The following is a 16012-nucleotide window of genomic DNA, read 5'->3' on the forward strand; positions in this document are numbered from 1 at the left end:
ACCACCAGCCAAGAACCGCTGGCACCTCGGGAGTTTTTACGACTCAGCAGAACGGAGCCCCCACCACCCTCGACGGGTGGTGGGGGCTCCGTTCTACGTTCCTGAATGCTGTCCCCGTCTTGTTTCGCAGCCAGGCATTGACAGGCATCCTTCGTTGGAAACTTATGTATTGGTGGAGATGGGGGGAATCGAACCCCCGTCCGACGGGCGTACAACAGGACTTCTCCGGGTGCAGCTCGCTAGCGTTTTTCTCGGCCCCGGCGTCTCACGCGAGCAAGGACGCCGACGGGCTCAGTCGATGAAAAGTCCCAAGAGCCCTACCGACACGGGCTCTCAGCAGTGGCTTCCTAGATGACGCCAGGAACCGGGGCGGAAGCGCTCCCCGGGCTGACGGACTTCGAGGCTCGCTCAGGCGGCGAGGGCGAAGTCGGTGCGAGTGTTATCGGCACCTATTGGTTCGCGCAGAGCGTTGACGAGATGACTGCGCATCCTCGACCCGCTTCTCCTGAACCTACGACCGTCGTCGAAACCGATCATCCCCTATGGACATGTCACCGGACTCCCGCAGGAGACCTGGAACGCGCTCTCAGCAGAGCCAGAACACTCTAGCAGAATCAGGAGAAGAAAGCACCGAACGCTGATGCCCCGTGCCTCACACGACCCACGCGGAGCACTCGAGGCAGGAGAGTCTTCCGCACGTCTCAGCCCCGACGCCGGTTGGCGGCGGCCATGGCCCGGGCCGCTTCCCGCTTGTCCTGCGCCTCACGCAGTGCCTGGCGCTTATCCCAGTCCTGCTTACCCCGAGCCAGGGCTATCTCCAGCTTGGCGCGTCCACCGATGAAGTACAGCTCCAGCGGGACCACCGTATAGCCCTTGGCCTGGACCCTGGTCTCAAGACGCTCCAGCTCACTGCGGTGCAGGAGCAGCTTGCGCTTGCGACGCGGGGAATGGTTGTTCCACGTCCCTTGCAGGTACTCGGGGATATGAGCCCCCTGGAGCCAGGCCTCACCATGGCGGTCGATCTCGATCCAGGCCTCGGTGAGCGAGGCTCGTCCCATGCGCAGCGCCTTGACCTCGGTGCCGGTGAGAACCAGCCCCGCCTCGTAACGGTCCTCGATGAAGTAGTCGTGGGTCGCCTTGCGGTTACGGGCCACCGTCTTGTGGGCATCGGAGGCGGCCTTCGCCTTCTGCCCGGCTGTTGGCTTGGACGCCCGAGCAGACTTGGAGGCGGGGGTCATCGGCCTGTCCTTTCACGAGTACGGGATGGCTGGCGCTCCCACGTCAGGGCGACCCGGAGTCCCCTCCGGGCGGGCCGCACCCAACCGGGGCATCGTGACGTGACACGACGACGCGCAGGGACAGGAGTCTACGGGCCTCGTCAAGAAGGACTCGCCTAGAAGCCGGGCAGAGACATCGGGTCGATGTACACCCCGTCCTGAGCCACCTGGAAGTGGACGTGCGCCCCGGTCGCGTAGCCGGTCGAGCCGGTCGCGCCGACGACGTCACCACGCTTGACCTGCTGGCCGTCGGCAACGCTGCGCGAGGAGAGGTGGCACAGGGTGATGACGTAGGAGTGCCCGTCGATGATGCCGCCATTGATGTCAATGCCGATGCCGCAGGACTCGGAGTCCCAGTAGGTGGCCACTCCAGAGACCGCGGCGTACTGAGGCGTGCCCTCACTCGCGGCGAAGTCGACCCCCTGGTGCCCTGTTCCGGAACCGGTGACCGGGTGAACGCGGTACCCGAAGGGCGAGGTCACCTCGAGCGGACCGGTGATCGGGTGACCGATGTACCCGCTTCCCAGGGAGTCGGAACTGATCGAGCTCGAGGGGACCGACGGCATGGTGCCGGCGCTGGCCGCAGCCCGGTTGGCGGCGTCGATCTTGGCCACTCGCTCAGACGCGGCCGCGGCATCGGCGTTGGCCTGGTCGAGCTGGGCCTGCAGATTGCTCTTACGGTTCTCCAGCGCTGTGGCAGCGGACTTCTTCTGAGCAGCCAGCTTGGCGACCTCGTCCCGCTTGGTCTTGGCCGCATCCCGGGCCGTCTTGGCGTTCGCCTCGGCGTTGTCGGCCTCGGTCTTGAGTGTGCCGACTCGCGTGGTGGCGGCATTCTGCCTGGCCTCACGGTTGGCGTTCTGAGCGCGCTCGACCTCGGCGGCGGACAGCACAGCCTCCTGGACCCCTGAGCCGATCTCGACGGCCGAGGCGCGTTGGTTGAGCTCCTCGACGTCCTGGGAGGCGAGAACATAGCTCCACGAGGTCACCGAGTTGTCCCCCTGGTAGGTGGACACCACGATCTCCGCCACGGAGTCGGAGGTCTCCGAGGCCGTCTTCTTGGAGGCCTCGGACTCCTGCTTGACCGTCTCAAGACTGCTCTGCGCAGCGGTCAGGCGGTCGCTGGCGATCTGCTGCTCCCTCTCCTTGGCGGCCAGCGTCGTCTCAGCAGTATTGAGCTCGGTCTCCGCTGTGCTCAAGGATGCCTGGGCGTTTTGAAGCGAGATGTAGGCCTGTCCCAGATCAGCGCTGACCCCCTCGAGGGAGGAGAGGACCTCCTGCTGCTTACGCTGCGCCTCACTCTGTTTGGCCACGGCGTCGTCGCGCTCGTCGGCCAGGGAGATGTCCCCGGAGTAGAAGAAGGCGAGGCTGGCGGCGGCCAGGGCACAGACCGCGGCGCGCCGGCGTGAGCGACGGAGGAACAGACGAGACAGCATGCGAGATCAGATCCTCGTGTACTTGGACAGAGAGAAGGCGGAAGAGACCGCGGCCAAGGCGATGGCCGCCAGAATCAGCCAGGGCGACAGGAGGAGAACGTCTCTGGTGGTGATGAAGGCAGTCGTGAAGGAGATGGAGGAGGCGAGCCACCCCTCCACGACGTAGCGGACTCCCACCCACAACGTGGCCACGGCGAGAATCGCCCCGGTGAGGGCGGCAATGACCCCTTCAAGGATGAAGGGCATCTGGATGAAGAGGTTCGAGGCTCCCACCAGGCGCATGATCCCGGTCTGTCGTGAGCGGGACATGGCCGACAGCCTGATGGTCGTCGAGATGAGCAGCACCGCGGCCACCGCCATGATGGTCGCCAGCCCTCCCGTGATCCAGGAGGCCCGGTTCATCACGAGGAAGAGGGGCTCGAGGGTGGAGCGTTGGTCGACCACACGCTCCACGCCTCTGTGTCCCTCGAACTGCTCCGCCACCAGCTTGTAGTTCTCGGCGTCCTTGAGCTTGATGCGGAAGGACACGGGCATCATGTCCTCAGTGGCGTTTCTCCCGACCGCCGATTTGGCGTAGGCCTTCATGAAGTTCTGATAGGCCTGGGCCTTGGTCTCCATCTGGTAGGACTTGACGTAGCCAGAGGGGGCACCGCTGGTGATGAGGTTCTCAACCTCGCTGATCTGAGCAGCAGTGGCCTCGCCGTCGGCGCAGTTGGAGGAGGCCGACGACTTGGGGCACATGTAGACCGAGACCTCGACCTTGTCGTACCAGTCGCCCTTCATGGTCGAGATCTGGCTCTGCAGCAGTGAGGAGGCCCCCACGAAGAGCAGCGACACGAAGGCGACGAGAATCACGGACACCGTCATCGCCAGATTCCGGGACATGCCCTTGGCGGTCTCCGAGAGGACGAAACGCAGTCTCACAGTTCTTCTCCTTCAGCGGTCCGAGCCGTAGACACCGCGGTCCTGGTCGCGTACGACCTCACCGCCCTTGAGCTCGATGACTCGTTTACGCATCTGGTCGACGATCTCGTCATCGTGAGTCGCCATGACGACCGTGGTCCCCTGCCGGTTGATGCGGTCGAGCAGACGCATGATCCCGACCGACGTCGAGGGGTCCAGGTTTCCGGTGGGCTCATCGGCCAGGAGGAGCTTGGGCCGGTTGACCATGGCACGGGCGATCGCCACGCGCTGCTGCTCACCCCCGGAGAGCTCGTGCGGGAGGCGCTTCTCCTTGCCGGCCAGCCCCACCAGGTCGAGGGCCTCCGGCACAGCGGAGAGGATGTAGTGGCGCGGCTTACCGATGACCTGGGAGGCCAGTGCCACGTTCTCCAGGACGTTCTTGTTCTCCAGGAGCCGGAAGTCCTGGAAGACGAAGCCGATCTCCCGTCGCAGCTGGGGCACCTTCCACGAGGAGATCTGCGACAGGTCGCGTCCCAGCACGTGGATGCGTCCCTTGGTGGGACGCTCCTCACGCAGGACCAGACGCAGGAAGGTTGATTTTCCTGACCCCGAGGCACCGACGAGGAACACGAACTCATCACGGTTGACCTTGATGTCGACGTCGTCAAGCGCCGGACGCGCCCCGCGTTTGTACACCTTCGAGACGTGGTCGAAGCGGATCATTTGCTCGTTGCTCCCCTGCTGCGCCCCGAGCACGGCACTCGGGTTCATGGCGTTATGGCCACCGTATGCGCCGACACGCCATTTACCCGCCGTGACACGCCCAGCATCGATGTGGCTTGTGATGGCCGGGACGAGGTGTGATCCTCCTGTGATCACAGGGCTCGAGAGCCCCAGACTCCAACCACTCACCGGCAACGCGCCCTAGGCTTGGGAGCATGAGTGAGATCTCCCTGTCGCCCGCGCTGTCACGCGCCTTCGAGGATCGTGTCGACCTGGGTTCCTGGGCGGGCTTCACCTCGTCGCTGGCCCGGTTCCTCGACGAGGTGTGTAGGCCGCCCGTGCAGCGGGGAGAGGCTGCCGAAGCCGCCATTGATCCATCTGGCGGAACCCTGTTGCTGACTGCACCGGTCCCCATGGTCAAGGCCGAGGAGCTGGCTCCCCAGGGGCGCTGGTCGCAGCTGCTGTCGAAACTGTCCCTGTCCACTCCCCCCGTTCCCTCCCCGGACCTGCCGGGTGTGGTCCTCGTGGGACGCACCGACGGCATCGAGGTCTCCCTACCAGAGCTCGACGCACAGGGGCGGGTGCTGCTCGGCCCCACCGAGCGCAGGATCCTGGGCGCGATCGGCTGGCAGGAGAGTCATCACGTCTTCGCCAGGCTGCTGTCCGACGGAGATGAGACCGCCGACCTGGTGACTCGCATCCTCATCGAGGTGCTCGAGGTCGCCCATCCCGCAGACCTCGACTACCTCCTGCGCGCGCACTCCGACATCAGCTGACCCCTGTGGCCTGCTCAACGAGATCATCGGCGAGCTCATACATGGGCCACGGTTCCTCGGTCTGCTCCTCGGCCTGCACGGAGACTGGATCGACGACGAAGGAATCAGCGTTCCCCGCGTGCGTCGCAGTGGACTCTCTGGAGTCTCTGGACTCGCCGATCTCAGTGGAGTCCTGGGAAGCTCCCGCTCTCCGGGCCTCTGGAGCCGAGGCGCCCGATGCTGGCGTCTCGACGTCCCAGTGATCCGGTGAGGCGTGCTCGTCGCAACCGGGCTCGAGCTCGGCGTCCCCGGTTCCAGCGCCCGAGGATGCGGAGGGCGCCGACTCCACGGCTCTCACGCGCGCGAATCGGGACTCCCCTCTGGTCAGGTCGTGCCCAGCGGCCTGGAGCGTGATGACGTTGGTCTCGTGCTTCCTGCCGTTGTTCTCCCAGGACTCCTGAGAGAAACGTCCTGTGAGCAGGACTGCGTCCCCCTTGCGCAGGGAATGACTCAGATTGGCGGCGAGCTGCCCCCATGCCTTAGCGGTGAACCAGATCGTCTCGGCGTTGTTCCACCCCTGATCAGTGCGGTAGGTCGGGGTGACGGCGACACGAAAACGACAGTAGGGACGGGCATTGTCCCCGACACGGGACAGGACCGGATTGGTCCCGACGACGCCCTGGACGGTGAGGTCGAGCTGACGAGTCATGAGCGGGCTCCTTGGTTGTGGGCGGGCGGCGCTCTGCCGCCCCTGCACCACAACGGTGCTCGGTCCGCCCATCAGATGCCCAGCGGGCCCCGGGCTCACTCCCCGCACGAGCCTCCCTCAGGGGAAGAACTGAGGGCTGTGGCCACTGGATGGCCTCTCAGAGGCGGGGTTACAGCCCCAAAGCGGATTGCAGCACCCGATGCTTCTCCAGAACCTTGGCAGCCGGCTGGCTCAGTCCCCGCTCAACCACGGACTCCAGGCGTGCACGCACCCGTTGTCCATAGCGCTCCGCCTCGCGGCGCGCTCTGCTGCGCCGACGTACCCCGGCGATCAGGACCGCCATGAGTCCGAGGACGATGAGGCAGGCCGGGACGATCTCGATGCTGCGGTGCAGAACCTCGAGTCCTTCTCGCACCACGGAGGCGGACAGCCACGACACCCCGCCGAGCACCATGAGCAGACCTCCCCACCACAGCAGGTCGATCACCGGCTGGCGATGCCCTGGCAGCGGCACGGAACCGACCGCCTCGGCGGTCTGCCCCGCCAAGGTCTCCGGGGAGACGACGGATGCCTCCATGCTCCGGGCCCACGTGGGCGGCAGTCCCTGTGAGGTGCGGTGGACCCATGTGGAGTGAGCCGAGGACACCGCGGTACGCGAGGGCGGTTCGGGGCGGGCCAGGGCTCTGGGCAGGACCCTGGACAGTCCGGCTCTCACCGAGTCCTCCACCGCCTGGGCGCCGGACGCCTGCAGCAGCACCTTGGTGGCCTCCTCGGTGAGGTCGGCATTGAGCTCCACCTTGTCGCGAGCCACCGTGGGACGTAGACGACGCGTGATCGCATCAAGCTCGGCCGAGGCCGTGCGTGCCGCGTTGGACTCCCGTGCGACGCGCTGGCGCAACATGCTGCGCACGACGTCGAGATTGTCACCACGCACGGCCGATACCGGGAGCACCTGAACCCGGCTGAGCCCATCATCCTTGAGAAGAGACCCGACGTCGTCCAGCAGGGTCGCCAGGCCGCTCTCCGGGAGGGTATCCACCTGGTTGACCAGGACGAGCATGTCCTCCTGACGGGCGCCCAGCCCGCGCAGGTAGCCGTCGTGCAGGGCCGCGTCGGCGTACTTCTGAGGATCGACCACCCACACGAGGATGTCGGCCAGCGGAACGAGGCGATCCACCTGCAAGGAATGCTCCGTCGTCACCGAGTCGTAGTCGGGGACGTCAAGCAGGACCAGGCCGGACATGCTTCCCTGGTCCTCGGCGTCGAGAATCGAGTCCCCCCGAATTCGCCGTTCCGAGGAGACCCCGAGGAAGTCCAGGAGCGGGCCGGCGTCGTCACCCCAGGAGCAGGCGGCAGCCCGCGACGTCGTGGGACGACGCGCGCCCACATCTGCGAAGTTCAGCTGGGTCAAGGCGTTGAACAACGACGACTTGCCCGAGCCGGTGCCCCCGAACAGCGCTACGACGGTGTGATCCACTCCCAGCGCCAGGCGCTGCGCCACGGCATCGAGCGCTTTGTGAGCAGGGATCGACAGGGAGGCCGGAACCTCGGTGGGGCACAAGCGCAAGGCATCTCGAACCGCGTTCAGGCGGGCATCGAGGTGCTCGGCGTCGAGCACCTCGAACCCCCTCTGGGCGGAGGAGGTGGAGGGGACGGTATCGGATTGGCTCATGCTGTGGCTCCGGGACGGGTGAAGGGCTTGAGCTCGCCCGAGCGCAGACGCAGCGCAGCGGCGAACCCGGGGGCGGGGGCGAGGGAGGTGGCCGCCCCCTTGGGGACTGTGGCAGTCAGCGCCTCCGTGACCGCTTCCACCAGGAGCTGACCGGCCTGAGCGGTCTGCCCCTCCAACCCCAGGCGTCTGGCGGCGGAAACGGCCCCGTCAACACCGGCTGCTGCGGCGATGAGGAGATCGATGACGCTGGCGGGGCTCAGTCTACGGATGTCCTGCGGACTCTCGATATTCGCCTCCAGGTAGCCGACCCAGGCCTCAATGGTCACGGCCGCGTCATCACCCTGCCCCAGGAGTCTGCGCGCGTGCTCCTCGGCCCCCACCTCGGACCAGGCTCTCCGAGCTTCAGCACTCAAGGCGACGATAGCGGCCTGCAGCTGGTTGGCCAGGGCCTCACGGGCGTCGGTGGCCAGCTGAGAGAGTCCCTCGGCGCGGGCCTTGTCCGCCCGCCCCAGGAATCCTCTGCGCAGTCTGCCCCCTTGAGCCAGGGAGGCCAGTGGACCTCCGGAGGATGCCAGGGTGATCCACCGGGTGGCCGTGGCGCCCTGGCCTGCAGAACCGGCCCTGATGTCAGCGCTCAACGACTCAATGGCGGCCTCCCTCAGGTTCTGGCACTTCCTCTCCAGCTCCTGAGCCACCGCGTCCTGGGCGTCGACGTCATCAGCCAGGCGCTCCAGGTCGGTGCGCAGAGTGCTCCACACCCCCCTACCGGTACGACGCACAAGACCGGCTGCGCGGTGACGGCCGGCGAGGAGCTGCAGCCAGTCGCGCAGCTCGTTCACGCCGTCGCCCGACAAGAGCCCCTCATGCGGCCCGGCGTCCGGGATGACGAAGAAGGGCGCCTCTGACAGCCCCAGCCCCTGCAGGCGGGTGATGAGATCCCGACGCACCTCGGCCAGGATCGTCGCCGGCACCCGGTTGAGAACCACGCCGATGGGGGTCTCACGGCGTGCGGCCTCCTCCAGCGTCGTCCATGGCGTCTGATCGCCGTAACGCGCCGCGGTCGTGACGAAGAGCCACAGGTCGGCCGCCTCCAGCAGCCTGCCGGCCAGAGCCCGGTTGGCCTCGTGCACGGAGTCCAGGTCCGAGGCATCGATAAGAGCCAGACCAGCCGGAATGGCAGCGGAGACCTCCTGCCGGCAGACCTGCATCAGAGGGTGCTCGGACAGTGAGTCCATATCCTCGGGGTTGGCCACCAGAACCGGGATTCTCGTGGTGGGTCTGATCACTCCGGCATCTGAGACCTCCTGGCCGAGCACGGAGTTGACAAGTGTGGATTTTCCGGCCCCGGTGGAGCCCCCGATCACCACGATGGACGGGATATCAGCATCCTGAAGGCGGGGAACAACCTGATCGCGGACCTGCCCGATAAGACCGTCGCGCAACGTACGCGCAGCCTCGATGCCGTCGGCACTCAGGGCCAGGTCGAGGCGCTCGAGGTCCCGGACCAGGTCGGACAGGACATCGAGGAGCTGAGCGCGACTCAGGGCCGAGACGGGGGCATCGTCCTTGGAGTGGCGCGAGGGGACAGGAGCGGGCATGTGCCAACACTATGAGCACAGCGCAGCAGAGTCGACGATTGATCTCGACAGTTCACACCACATGTGTCGCAAGTTCAGTGAGAGTCTCCTGTCACCCCGCTGTGACCGCTGGAGGCGTGCACCGAATCTCGGACAAGAGGAACAGCCGACCCCTCAAACATGTCAGGAGCACAGCCGCCGACTACCGCATCCGAACCGGTTGGAGCCGACGGCGATGAGCGCGACGACATCCTCACAGCCTCTGCGAGCCAGCGACCCGAACGGTCGATACTCCGCGGAATATCAACCTTCTCCACCCTGGCTGCCAGTGCCCCCGGCCGGACTCGAACCGGCAACCTGCGGATTAGAAGGCCGATGCTCTATCCATTGAGCTACGGAGGCGTGCGCAAGCGCCTGACCAGCCTACGCCATCAACATGACGCCCCCTACCCCGACGGGAGGACCGCTCCCACACCGTCGTCAGCATCAGAAGATGATCGCGAGGAGATCACGCCGCCATGACGGACGTGCATCGAACCGGACGGCCGAACGATTCCGCGCAGCCGTTCAGGCCGCCTCTCAGACCATTGGCAGCCCGAGCCGCAATGCAACTGTGACAGCACTGCAACAGCCCTGTGACCGGCTTGATCGACACATCGCGGGGCCTCGCCCCGCCCCACGGCATCGCCCACATGTTGACAACCTCACAACGGGGAGCCCTCACTCTTAGCGACGACACTGAAACACCAGTATCGTGGCCGGAGCCCCATCCCGCCCCTCCGGAAGGATCGCGCCTTGCCCACTCCCGCACTCATCGTGCGCTCCCTTTCTGCCCAGGCATCGCTGGAGCCCCATACCTTCACCACTCCTTTCACCGTGGGGCGCGCACCGGACAGCGACGTGCAGATCGTCCACCCCCTCGTCTCCCGTACACACCTCCAGGTGACTCCCACCCCGACCGGGTGGGCGGTGAGCTGCCAGGGCCGTAACGGCATGCTCGTCGACGGGGCCGTGACGCGCGAAGCACTTGTGACTCAGGGCACCCGGATCCAGCTGGGTGACGCCTCCGGGCCGGCTCTGGGGCTCACCCCGATCGTCTCCGGCGGAGTTCCTCAAGCCGGCGCCCCCGTCCAGTCGCAGCCGATGGGGCAGCCCGCGCCCTCTGCACCGAACGCCCCCTTCATCCCATCGCAGCCGAGTGCGCCCTCCGCCCCACAAGCCGCTCCGCTCCTCCAGCGCCCTGCCGGCCCGTCCCCGGCCGCAGCCGCCTCGACGCAGGCCGCACCCATTCCACAGGCCATGGGATCGGCGTCCTCAGCAGCCACCTACGTGGCACCCGGACGCCCCCAGGCGGCGCCCTCATCGGGCTCAGCAGGCTCGGGCGCCTTCCCCACCTCGCGGCACACGCTCAAGTCCTTCCGCATCACCTCCTCGGGCACCATCGGGCGCGCCCCTGACAACACCCTGGTCCTGGATGACCCGCTCATCTCCAAGCACCATGCTCGGATCGACGTCTCCCCCAACGGCATGGTCGTCACCGACCTGGGATCCACCAACGGTCTCTACGTCGGCGGCCAGCGCGTGCCTCAGGTCCAGGTGACCCAGCCCGTGCTCCTGGGACTGGGATCCACCTTCATCGCCCTGAGCCCGGACGGCCTGTGCGAGGTCCAGGTCGCGGGCGGAGCCGGCGGCGAGCTGGTGGGTAAGGATCTGACCTTCCGTGTCAACAACGGCAACATGACGCTGCTCGACGGCATCTCCTTCTCCCTGCCGGGCAACGAGCTGCTGGCCGTCGTCGGCCCGTCGGGCGCCGGTAAGTCGACGCTGCTCAAGGCTCTCACCGGCGAGCAGAAGGCCCAGGAGGGCCAGGTTCTCTTCAACGGGCTGGACGTCTACGAGCACTACCCGGTCATGCGCAACAAGATCGGCGTGGTCCCCCAGAGCGACGTCATCCACTCCGCCCTCACTGTCCGCAAGACCCTCGAGTACGCCGCCGAGCTGCGCTTCGCCAAGGACGTCTCCAAGGCCGAACGGCGTCAACGCATCGCCGAAGTCCTGGAGGACCTCGACCTGACCGCGCATGTGGACAAGCGCGTCAAGAAGCTCTCCGGCGGTCAGCGCAAGCGGGTCTCCACCGCCATCGAGCTGCTCACCCGCCCCAGCCTCCTGTTCCTCGACGAGCCCACCTCCGGTCTGGACCCCCAGCTGGACCGTGACGTCATGGACCTGCTGGCGTCCCTGGCTCATGGGACTCGTCCCGGTGACAGCGGCCGCACGGTCGTCGTCGTCACCCACAATGAGAACCACATCGACCGCGCAGACAAGGTCCTCATCCTCGCAGCGGGCGGCAAGCCCGTCTACTACGGCTCCCCCCGGGAGGTACTCCCCTACTTCCGCCAGAGGCTCAACGAGATCGCCTCTCAGGGCCGCCTGCTGCTCAACACCCCGAAGGGCACTCTGCCCGACCCGCCCGCCGTGGACGGCTACGCCGATGTCTACGCCCTCATCCGCAACCACACCGCGGAACTGCGTCAGTACATGGAGGCCGCAGTGCCCTCGACACGGCGCGGAGGGGCTCCCGCTGCGGCCGCCGGGCCGGCGACGCAGGAGAAGCCGCCCAAGCAGCAGTCCGTGCTCCGGCAGGTCTCGACCCTCGTGCGACGCCAGCTGCGGATCGTGGCGGCCGACCCCTCCTACCTCGCCTTCATGCTGCTGCTCCCCATCATCATGGGGCTGTTGACCAAGGCGATCGAGGGGAGCGACGGCTTCGCGGTCCCCCACTACCCGGAACCCACTCCCCCGACGCCGGAGAACCCCACTCCCCAGGTCATCAAGTACTCCAGCCAGGCCCTGCAGCTGTTGGTCATCCTCATCACCGGGGCGGCGTTCTCCGGGATGTCGGCGACCATCCGTGACCTCATCGGAGAGCGGGACGTCTTCCTGCGGGAGAAGGCCGTTGGCCTGAGATCCGGCGCCTACCTGTTCTCCAAGGCCACCATCCTGGCGCTCATCACCACCGTTCAGACCGCGTTGATGATGGGCATCGCCCTGGCCCTCAACAAGGGCCCCTCCGATGCCATCATCCTGGAGGGGTGGCCGGGGCTGGAACTGGCCTTCTGCTGCTGGGCCGTCGCCTTCGTCTCCGGGCTCCTCGGACTGGCCGTCTCCGCGATGGTCTCCTCCTCCGAGCAGGTCATGCCGGTCCTGGTGGTCTCCATCATGGCCCAGCTGGTTCTGTCCGGCGGCATCATCCCGATCGCGGGGCGAGCGATCTTCGAGCAGCTCGCCTGGTTCATGCCATCGCGGTGGGGGTACGCGATGGCCGCCTCCACCCTGGAGATGCTCGCCATCATGCCCAACCGCGACGACGCGCTGTGGAAGCACGAGACCGCGCAGTGGCTGACGAATTACGGCCTGCTCTCAGCCATCGGCCTGGCCTGCATGGTGGTGTGCTACATCGCCCTGGCCCGCCGCGGGCGCCGCTGACGCCTGTCAGCCCTCCCGACTTGAACGCCGGGGTGCCGACCACAGAGCTGGTCGGCACCCCGGCGTCGTACCTGTCGCATGTGCCCCTATTTGCTGGCGATACTGGAGATCACCAGATCAAAGGTGTAGGTGGACCCTTGTGCTACCAGGAGGCGGGCGTCGCTCTTGTCCTTCGCGGGAACGACGGTGCCTCCGTAAGCGCCGGGAACCTTCCAGCCGACCTTGCCCGTGTCGGGCGATACGGCAACGACGAGGTTGCCCGGATCACCGTCCGAGTAGCTGTACTCCCCGACCTCCACCAGCACCTGTCCGTCACTGAGCAGACCAATGGGCCTGATGTGGCACTCCTTGCTCTGTGTGAACTCGGGCAGCTCGAGCTTCTTGCTGCCTGCCTTGGCCGTGCAGGTACTCGTGTCGACGACGACGTCGACCGTGCCTCCGGGGCCGATGACTGGAGTGGTCGAGGACGCCGCCTTCGCTAAGGAGGAGTAGGCATCCTTCAGTGACGAGGCATCCAGCGGTGCTGACGAGGCCCACCAGTGCTCCTCCGAGAACTTTCCTGAGACGGTTGCCGCCTCGCTGCCGTCGGCCTTGTAGATCGTGGCACCTGAGGACGTCACTCGCGAGAAGGCCTCCGGTCCGGACTCGATATTGAATCCGCCGGGGAATCGAGTTTTCTTGTCGAAGTCGGAGTCCGGCTGCTTGCCGGGCTCCGAGACGAGCACCTCACCGGTCTTGGCCGACAGCACCTGGAACTGTCGCGACTTGATCTCGTAGGTGAGAATGAAGCCGTTCTGGACCCGGCCCCCCTTGTACTGGCCGGAAGCGCTCCACTTCTCCTTACCGGATACGTCGTACCCCCTCATGGGGCCTCCGTCGAAGACCTCCCCCTGCTCAGACACGATGCCGAGGTCCTGCGTCGCTCCGATGTAGAAGGACTCCTTGGAGAAAGGCGCTTGAGAGGTCTTGCCCCCAGCCCCGATCACCGTGGATGCGTCAGTGGTCTGGGTACAGAGCACCGAGCCACCGACCCAGGGCCGAACCTTGTAGCACTCACCGCTCCACACCGGCGTCGTCGTACTCTTCGAGAGATCGACGAGGTTCGCCTTGCCATCGTGGTCGAAGGCCATCGTGGTCCCATCCGCGGACACGACAGGATTGGAGACATCCGAGTAGCGCAGATCCTCCCGAACACTGTTGCCCGCAGGCAGTGCCGCCGGCCATCTGTTGCCGATCTCCTGACCGGAGAAGAAGTACCACCAGGTCGCGCTCGCCCCCACGACCGCCAGGACGGTGGCCACTGCGGCCACAGCCACCCATCGACGACGCCACCACCGACGACGCGCACCGGCCTGCGCTCCAGCCGCCGCAGCCGCCGAGTACTGGGCTCCCGGCTGGCTGTAGAAGGCGGGCGCGGAGGGACTGGAGCTGCCCGGAGCGGCCAGCGTCGAAGGAGCGGCGAAGCCTCCGGTGCTCGCGGTCCCCGGGCTGAGAGGAACCTGTCCGGGACTGGGGGCGTACTGCTGCCCACTGACCAGAGTCGGCGCCTCCGGGGCGATCGCCATCGTGGCTGAGGTCGCCGAGGGATTCGGGGGCGTGGCCGGCGGCACCGTCGGATCCGCGGACGGAGGTGCGTCCCAGTCATAGGGCATGACCGAGGCCGTCGACTGCGGAGGCGACTCGAGCCTCGGTGCGGCGGGCAGGCCCGCCAGTGTTGACTGCATGGCATCCAGACGCTGAGCGACGTCCTCGATGGAGGGACGCCTGTCGGGCTGCTTGAAGGTCATCGAGGCGATGAGCTCCCACAGCGAGTCAGGCATGCCAACCGGTCGACCCGCGTCACGTCGGGCGTGCTGACTGAGCAGCTGAGCGGGTTGTCCCACGAACGGCGTCGTCCCACAGCTCATCTCGTAGAGCATGATGCCCAGCGAGTATATGTCGGCGGCGGAAGTGGGTGCCTGCATCGACAGAATCTCCGGCGCCATGTACAGCGGTGTACCGATGGCTCCTGTGACGTGGGAGGCGGAGAAGGTATCGCAGATGCGCGCCACTCCGAAGTCCGCCAGCCGAGGGACGACGGCCTCCGGCACATTCCCTCCAGGCGCCATACCGGTGGCAACCGTCTCCGACGGGTCGCCGCCCCTACTGGGACGCGAGCTGAGCAGGACGTTGGCAGGCTTGATGTCCCGGTGAATCACTCCGGCCTGGTGAACCGCGCACAGCCCCTGGGCGATACGCGTTCCCAGGGAGGCCACTTGCGCAGGGGGCAGCGAGCCGCGAGCCCTCAGCAGATCCCGCAGGTCCCCTCCGTTGACGTAGTCCATGACGATCGCGAAGGTGGAACCCTCGATCACGATGTCGCGCACGGCGACGACGTAGGGGCTGCGCACCCGCAGCAGCGTGGAGCGCTCCTTGATGAAGCGCTCCACGACGTCCGGATTCTCCACCAGGTCGGCGCGCAGTACCTTGAAGGCCAGGGTCTCGCGGGCGTCAGTGCGCCGACCGCGCCAGACCTCTCCCTGGGCACCCGCACCGATCCGGGTCTCCATGATGTAGGAGCTTCCGAGGTGACGGGGGGCGGGGCTTTGGGACATCAGTGCTCCGTGTTACTCAAGGGCTGTCAGGCTTCACGGAGACCTTATCGCGATCCTCGCACCATGGGACCGCTCTACCAGGAGATGGTCGTGAATCGCTCCTCGAATCTCACCACCCTCATGGGAGGGTCCGTGACTTCAAGGTCGTCGACATGACTACAGTGGCTCCCGTGAGCAAGCAGATGACAACCTCTGACCCGCTGGTGTGGATCGACTGTGAGATGACGGGCCTGGACCAGAGCGCCGACGCGCTCATCGAGGTCGCCGTCATTGTCACCGACTATGAGCTCAAGCCGCTGGCGGACGGAATCGATGTGCTCATCAAGCCTCCCGCCGCAGCACTGGAGCGGATGGACGACTATGTGCGAAACATGCACACCTCCTCCGGCCTCCTTGCCTCCTTGGAGGACGGAGTGACCATGGAGGCCGCCCGCAAGACGGTTCTGGACTATGTGACCTCCCTTGTGCCCGAGCCACGCACCGCCCAGCTGGCGGGGAACTCCGTGGGCACGGACAAGGCGTTCCTGGCCCGCGACATGCCGGATCTCATCAAGCACCTCCACTACCGGATCGTGGATGTCTCCTCCCTCAAGGAACTGGCCAAGCGCTGGTACCCCAGGACCTTCTTCCACGCGCCGAAGAAGGCCGGCGGGCACCGTGCCTTGGCGGACATCCTGGAGTCCATCGACGAGCTGCGCTACTACCGCGAGGTCCTGTTCCCCAGCGGGGAGGGGCCGAGCTCCCAGGAGTGCAAGGACGTGGCTGAGCGAATCCTGCGCACGCCCACCAGGTGACCGGAGCGACGGTCCTCTCAGGACACCCGCCCGACGTGACGTAGTGCACCGAGTCCAGTTTGATGTGCGGGGAGAGGAGCGGATACAGT

General features: G+C 66.4%; 11 protein-coding genes, 1 tRNA gene and 1 other RNA gene. 3 read left to right on the forward strand and 10 right to left on the reverse strand.

The window, feature by feature from the left end; all coding sequences use genetic code 11:
• Positions 1-170: 170 nt before the first annotated feature.
• The 5 genes from ssrA to ftsE all read right to left on the reverse strand — a co-directional run bounded on the left by ssrA (position 171) and on the right by ftsE (position 4336).
• Positions 171-541: a transfer-messenger RNA gene (ssrA, locus tag BKH28_RS08415) on the reverse strand.
• A gap of 160 nt (positions 542-701) precedes the next feature.
• A complete protein-coding gene (gene smpB / locus BKH28_RS08420; RefSeq protein WP_070661703.1) occupies positions 702-1238 on the reverse strand; it encodes an SsrA-binding protein SmpB in 537 nt (178 codons plus the stop codon).
• 155 nt (positions 1239-1393) lie between these two features.
• On the reverse strand, positions 1394-2710 hold the full coding sequence (locus BKH28_RS08425; RefSeq protein ID WP_075418386.1) for a M23 family metallopeptidase: 1317 nt from the start codon (positions 2708-2710) through the stop codon (positions 1394-1396).
• Positions 2711-2716: 6 nt separating this feature from the next.
• The gene (ftsX, locus tag BKH28_RS08430) at positions 2717-3634 is read right to left on the reverse strand and encodes a permease-like cell division protein FtsX (RefSeq protein WP_075418387.1); all 918 of its coding nucleotides are present in this window, start codon (positions 3632-3634) and stop codon (positions 2717-2719) included.
• Positions 3635-3646: 12 nt separating this feature from the next.
• Positions 3647-4336 carry a cell division ATP-binding protein FtsE gene (ftsE, locus tag BKH28_RS08435; RefSeq protein WP_009398449.1) on the reverse strand — a complete coding sequence of 230 codons (690 nt, stop codon included), beginning with the start codon at positions 4334-4336 and terminating at the stop codon, positions 3647-3649.
• A gap of 215 nt (positions 4337-4551) precedes the next feature.
• Here ftsE and BKH28_RS08440 point away from each other — a divergent pair, with 215 nt between their 5' ends.
• Positions 4552-5112, forward strand: a complete 561-nt coding sequence (locus BKH28_RS08440) for a hypothetical protein (RefSeq protein ID WP_075418388.1) — start codon at positions 4552-4554, stop codon at positions 5110-5112.
• On the opposite strand, the gene BKH28_RS08445 is transcribed toward BKH28_RS08440, so the two are convergent.
• The 4 genes from BKH28_RS08445 to BKH28_RS08460 form a co-directional block, all read right to left on the reverse strand.
• Positions 5105-5800, reverse strand: coding sequence for a single-stranded DNA-binding protein (locus BKH28_RS08445; protein WP_075418389.1), 696 nt, complete (start codon positions 5798-5800; stop codon positions 5105-5107). The two genes, BKH28_RS08440 and BKH28_RS08445, sit on opposite strands and share 8 nt — an antisense overlap.
• A 169-nt stretch (positions 5801-5969) precedes the next feature.
• Complete coding sequence (locus BKH28_RS08450; RefSeq protein WP_075418390.1) at positions 5970-7472, reverse strand: GTPase; 1503 nt, start codon at positions 7470-7472, stop codon at positions 5970-5972.
• Complete coding sequence (locus BKH28_RS08455) at positions 7469-9070, reverse strand: GTPase domain-containing protein (protein ID WP_075418391.1); 1602 nt, start codon at positions 9068-9070, stop codon at positions 7469-7471. The genes BKH28_RS08450 and BKH28_RS08455 overlap by 4 nt, the downstream gene beginning before the upstream one ends.
• Before the next feature lie 308 nt (positions 9071-9378).
• Positions 9379-9451, reverse strand: a tRNA-Arg gene (locus BKH28_RS08460).
• Positions 9452-9844: 393 nt separating this feature from the next.
• Between BKH28_RS08460 and BKH28_RS08465 the strand changes: the two genes are divergently transcribed.
• The gene (locus BKH28_RS08465) at positions 9845-12535 is read left to right on the forward strand and encodes an ATP-binding cassette domain-containing protein (RefSeq protein ID WP_075418392.1); all 2691 of its coding nucleotides are present in this window, start codon (positions 9845-9847) and stop codon (positions 12533-12535) included.
• An 86-nt stretch (positions 12536-12621) separates the two neighbouring features.
• On the opposite strand, the gene BKH28_RS08470 is transcribed toward BKH28_RS08465, so the two are convergent.
• Positions 12622-15129: a serine/threonine-protein kinase gene (locus tag BKH28_RS08470; RefSeq protein ID WP_075418393.1), complete on the reverse strand. Its 2508-nt coding sequence runs from the start codon at positions 15127-15129 to the stop codon at positions 12622-12624.
• A 182-nt stretch (positions 15130-15311) separates the two neighbouring features.
• On the opposite strand from BKH28_RS08470, the gene orn reads away from it, so the two are divergent.
• On the forward strand, positions 15312-15923 hold the full coding sequence (orn, locus tag BKH28_RS08475) for an oligoribonuclease (RefSeq protein WP_075418417.1): 612 nt from the start codon (positions 15312-15314) through the stop codon (positions 15921-15923).
• Positions 15924-16012: the final 89 nt, after the last annotated feature.

Source organism: Actinomyces oris (assembly GCF_001937665.1).
GTDB classification, from domain to species: Bacteria; Actinomycetota; Actinomycetes; order Actinomycetales; family Actinomycetaceae; genus Actinomyces; species Actinomyces stomatis.

Excerpts from the sequence above, each read along its gene's own strand:
- BKH28_RS08455 (WP_075418391.1), bottom strand. The coding sequence starts at position 9,070 with ATGCCCGCTCCTGTCCCCTCGCGCCACTCCAAGGACGATGCCCCCGTC.
- BKH28_RS08440 (WP_075418388.1), top strand. The coding sequence starts at position 4,552 with ATGAGTGAGATCTCCCTGTCGCCCGCGCTGTCACGCGCCTTCGAGGAT.
- BKH28_RS08425 (WP_075418386.1), bottom strand. The coding sequence starts at position 2,710 with ATGCTGTCTCGTCTGTTCCTCCGTCGCTCACGCCGGCGCGCCGCGGTC.
- BKH28_RS08470 (WP_075418393.1), bottom strand. The coding sequence starts at position 15,129 with ATGTCCCAAAGCCCCGCCCCCCGTCACCTCGGAAGCTCCTACATCATG.
- smpB (WP_070661703.1), bottom strand. The coding sequence starts at position 1,238 with ATGACCCCCGCCTCCAAGTCTGCTCGGGCGTCCAAGCCAACAGCCGGG.
- BKH28_RS08450 (WP_075418390.1), bottom strand. The coding sequence starts at position 7,472 with ATGAGCCAATCCGATACCGTCCCCTCCACCTCCTCCGCCCAGAGGGGG.
- orn (WP_075418417.1), top strand. The coding sequence starts at position 15,312 with ATGACAACCTCTGACCCGCTGGTGTGGATCGACTGTGAGATGACGGGC.
- ftsE (WP_009398449.1), bottom strand. The coding sequence starts at position 4,336 with ATGATCCGCTTCGACCACGTCTCGAAGGTGTACAAACGCGGGGCGCGT.
- BKH28_RS08445 (WP_075418389.1), bottom strand. The coding sequence starts at position 5,800 with ATGACTCGTCAGCTCGACCTCACCGTCCAGGGCGTCGTCGGGACCAAT.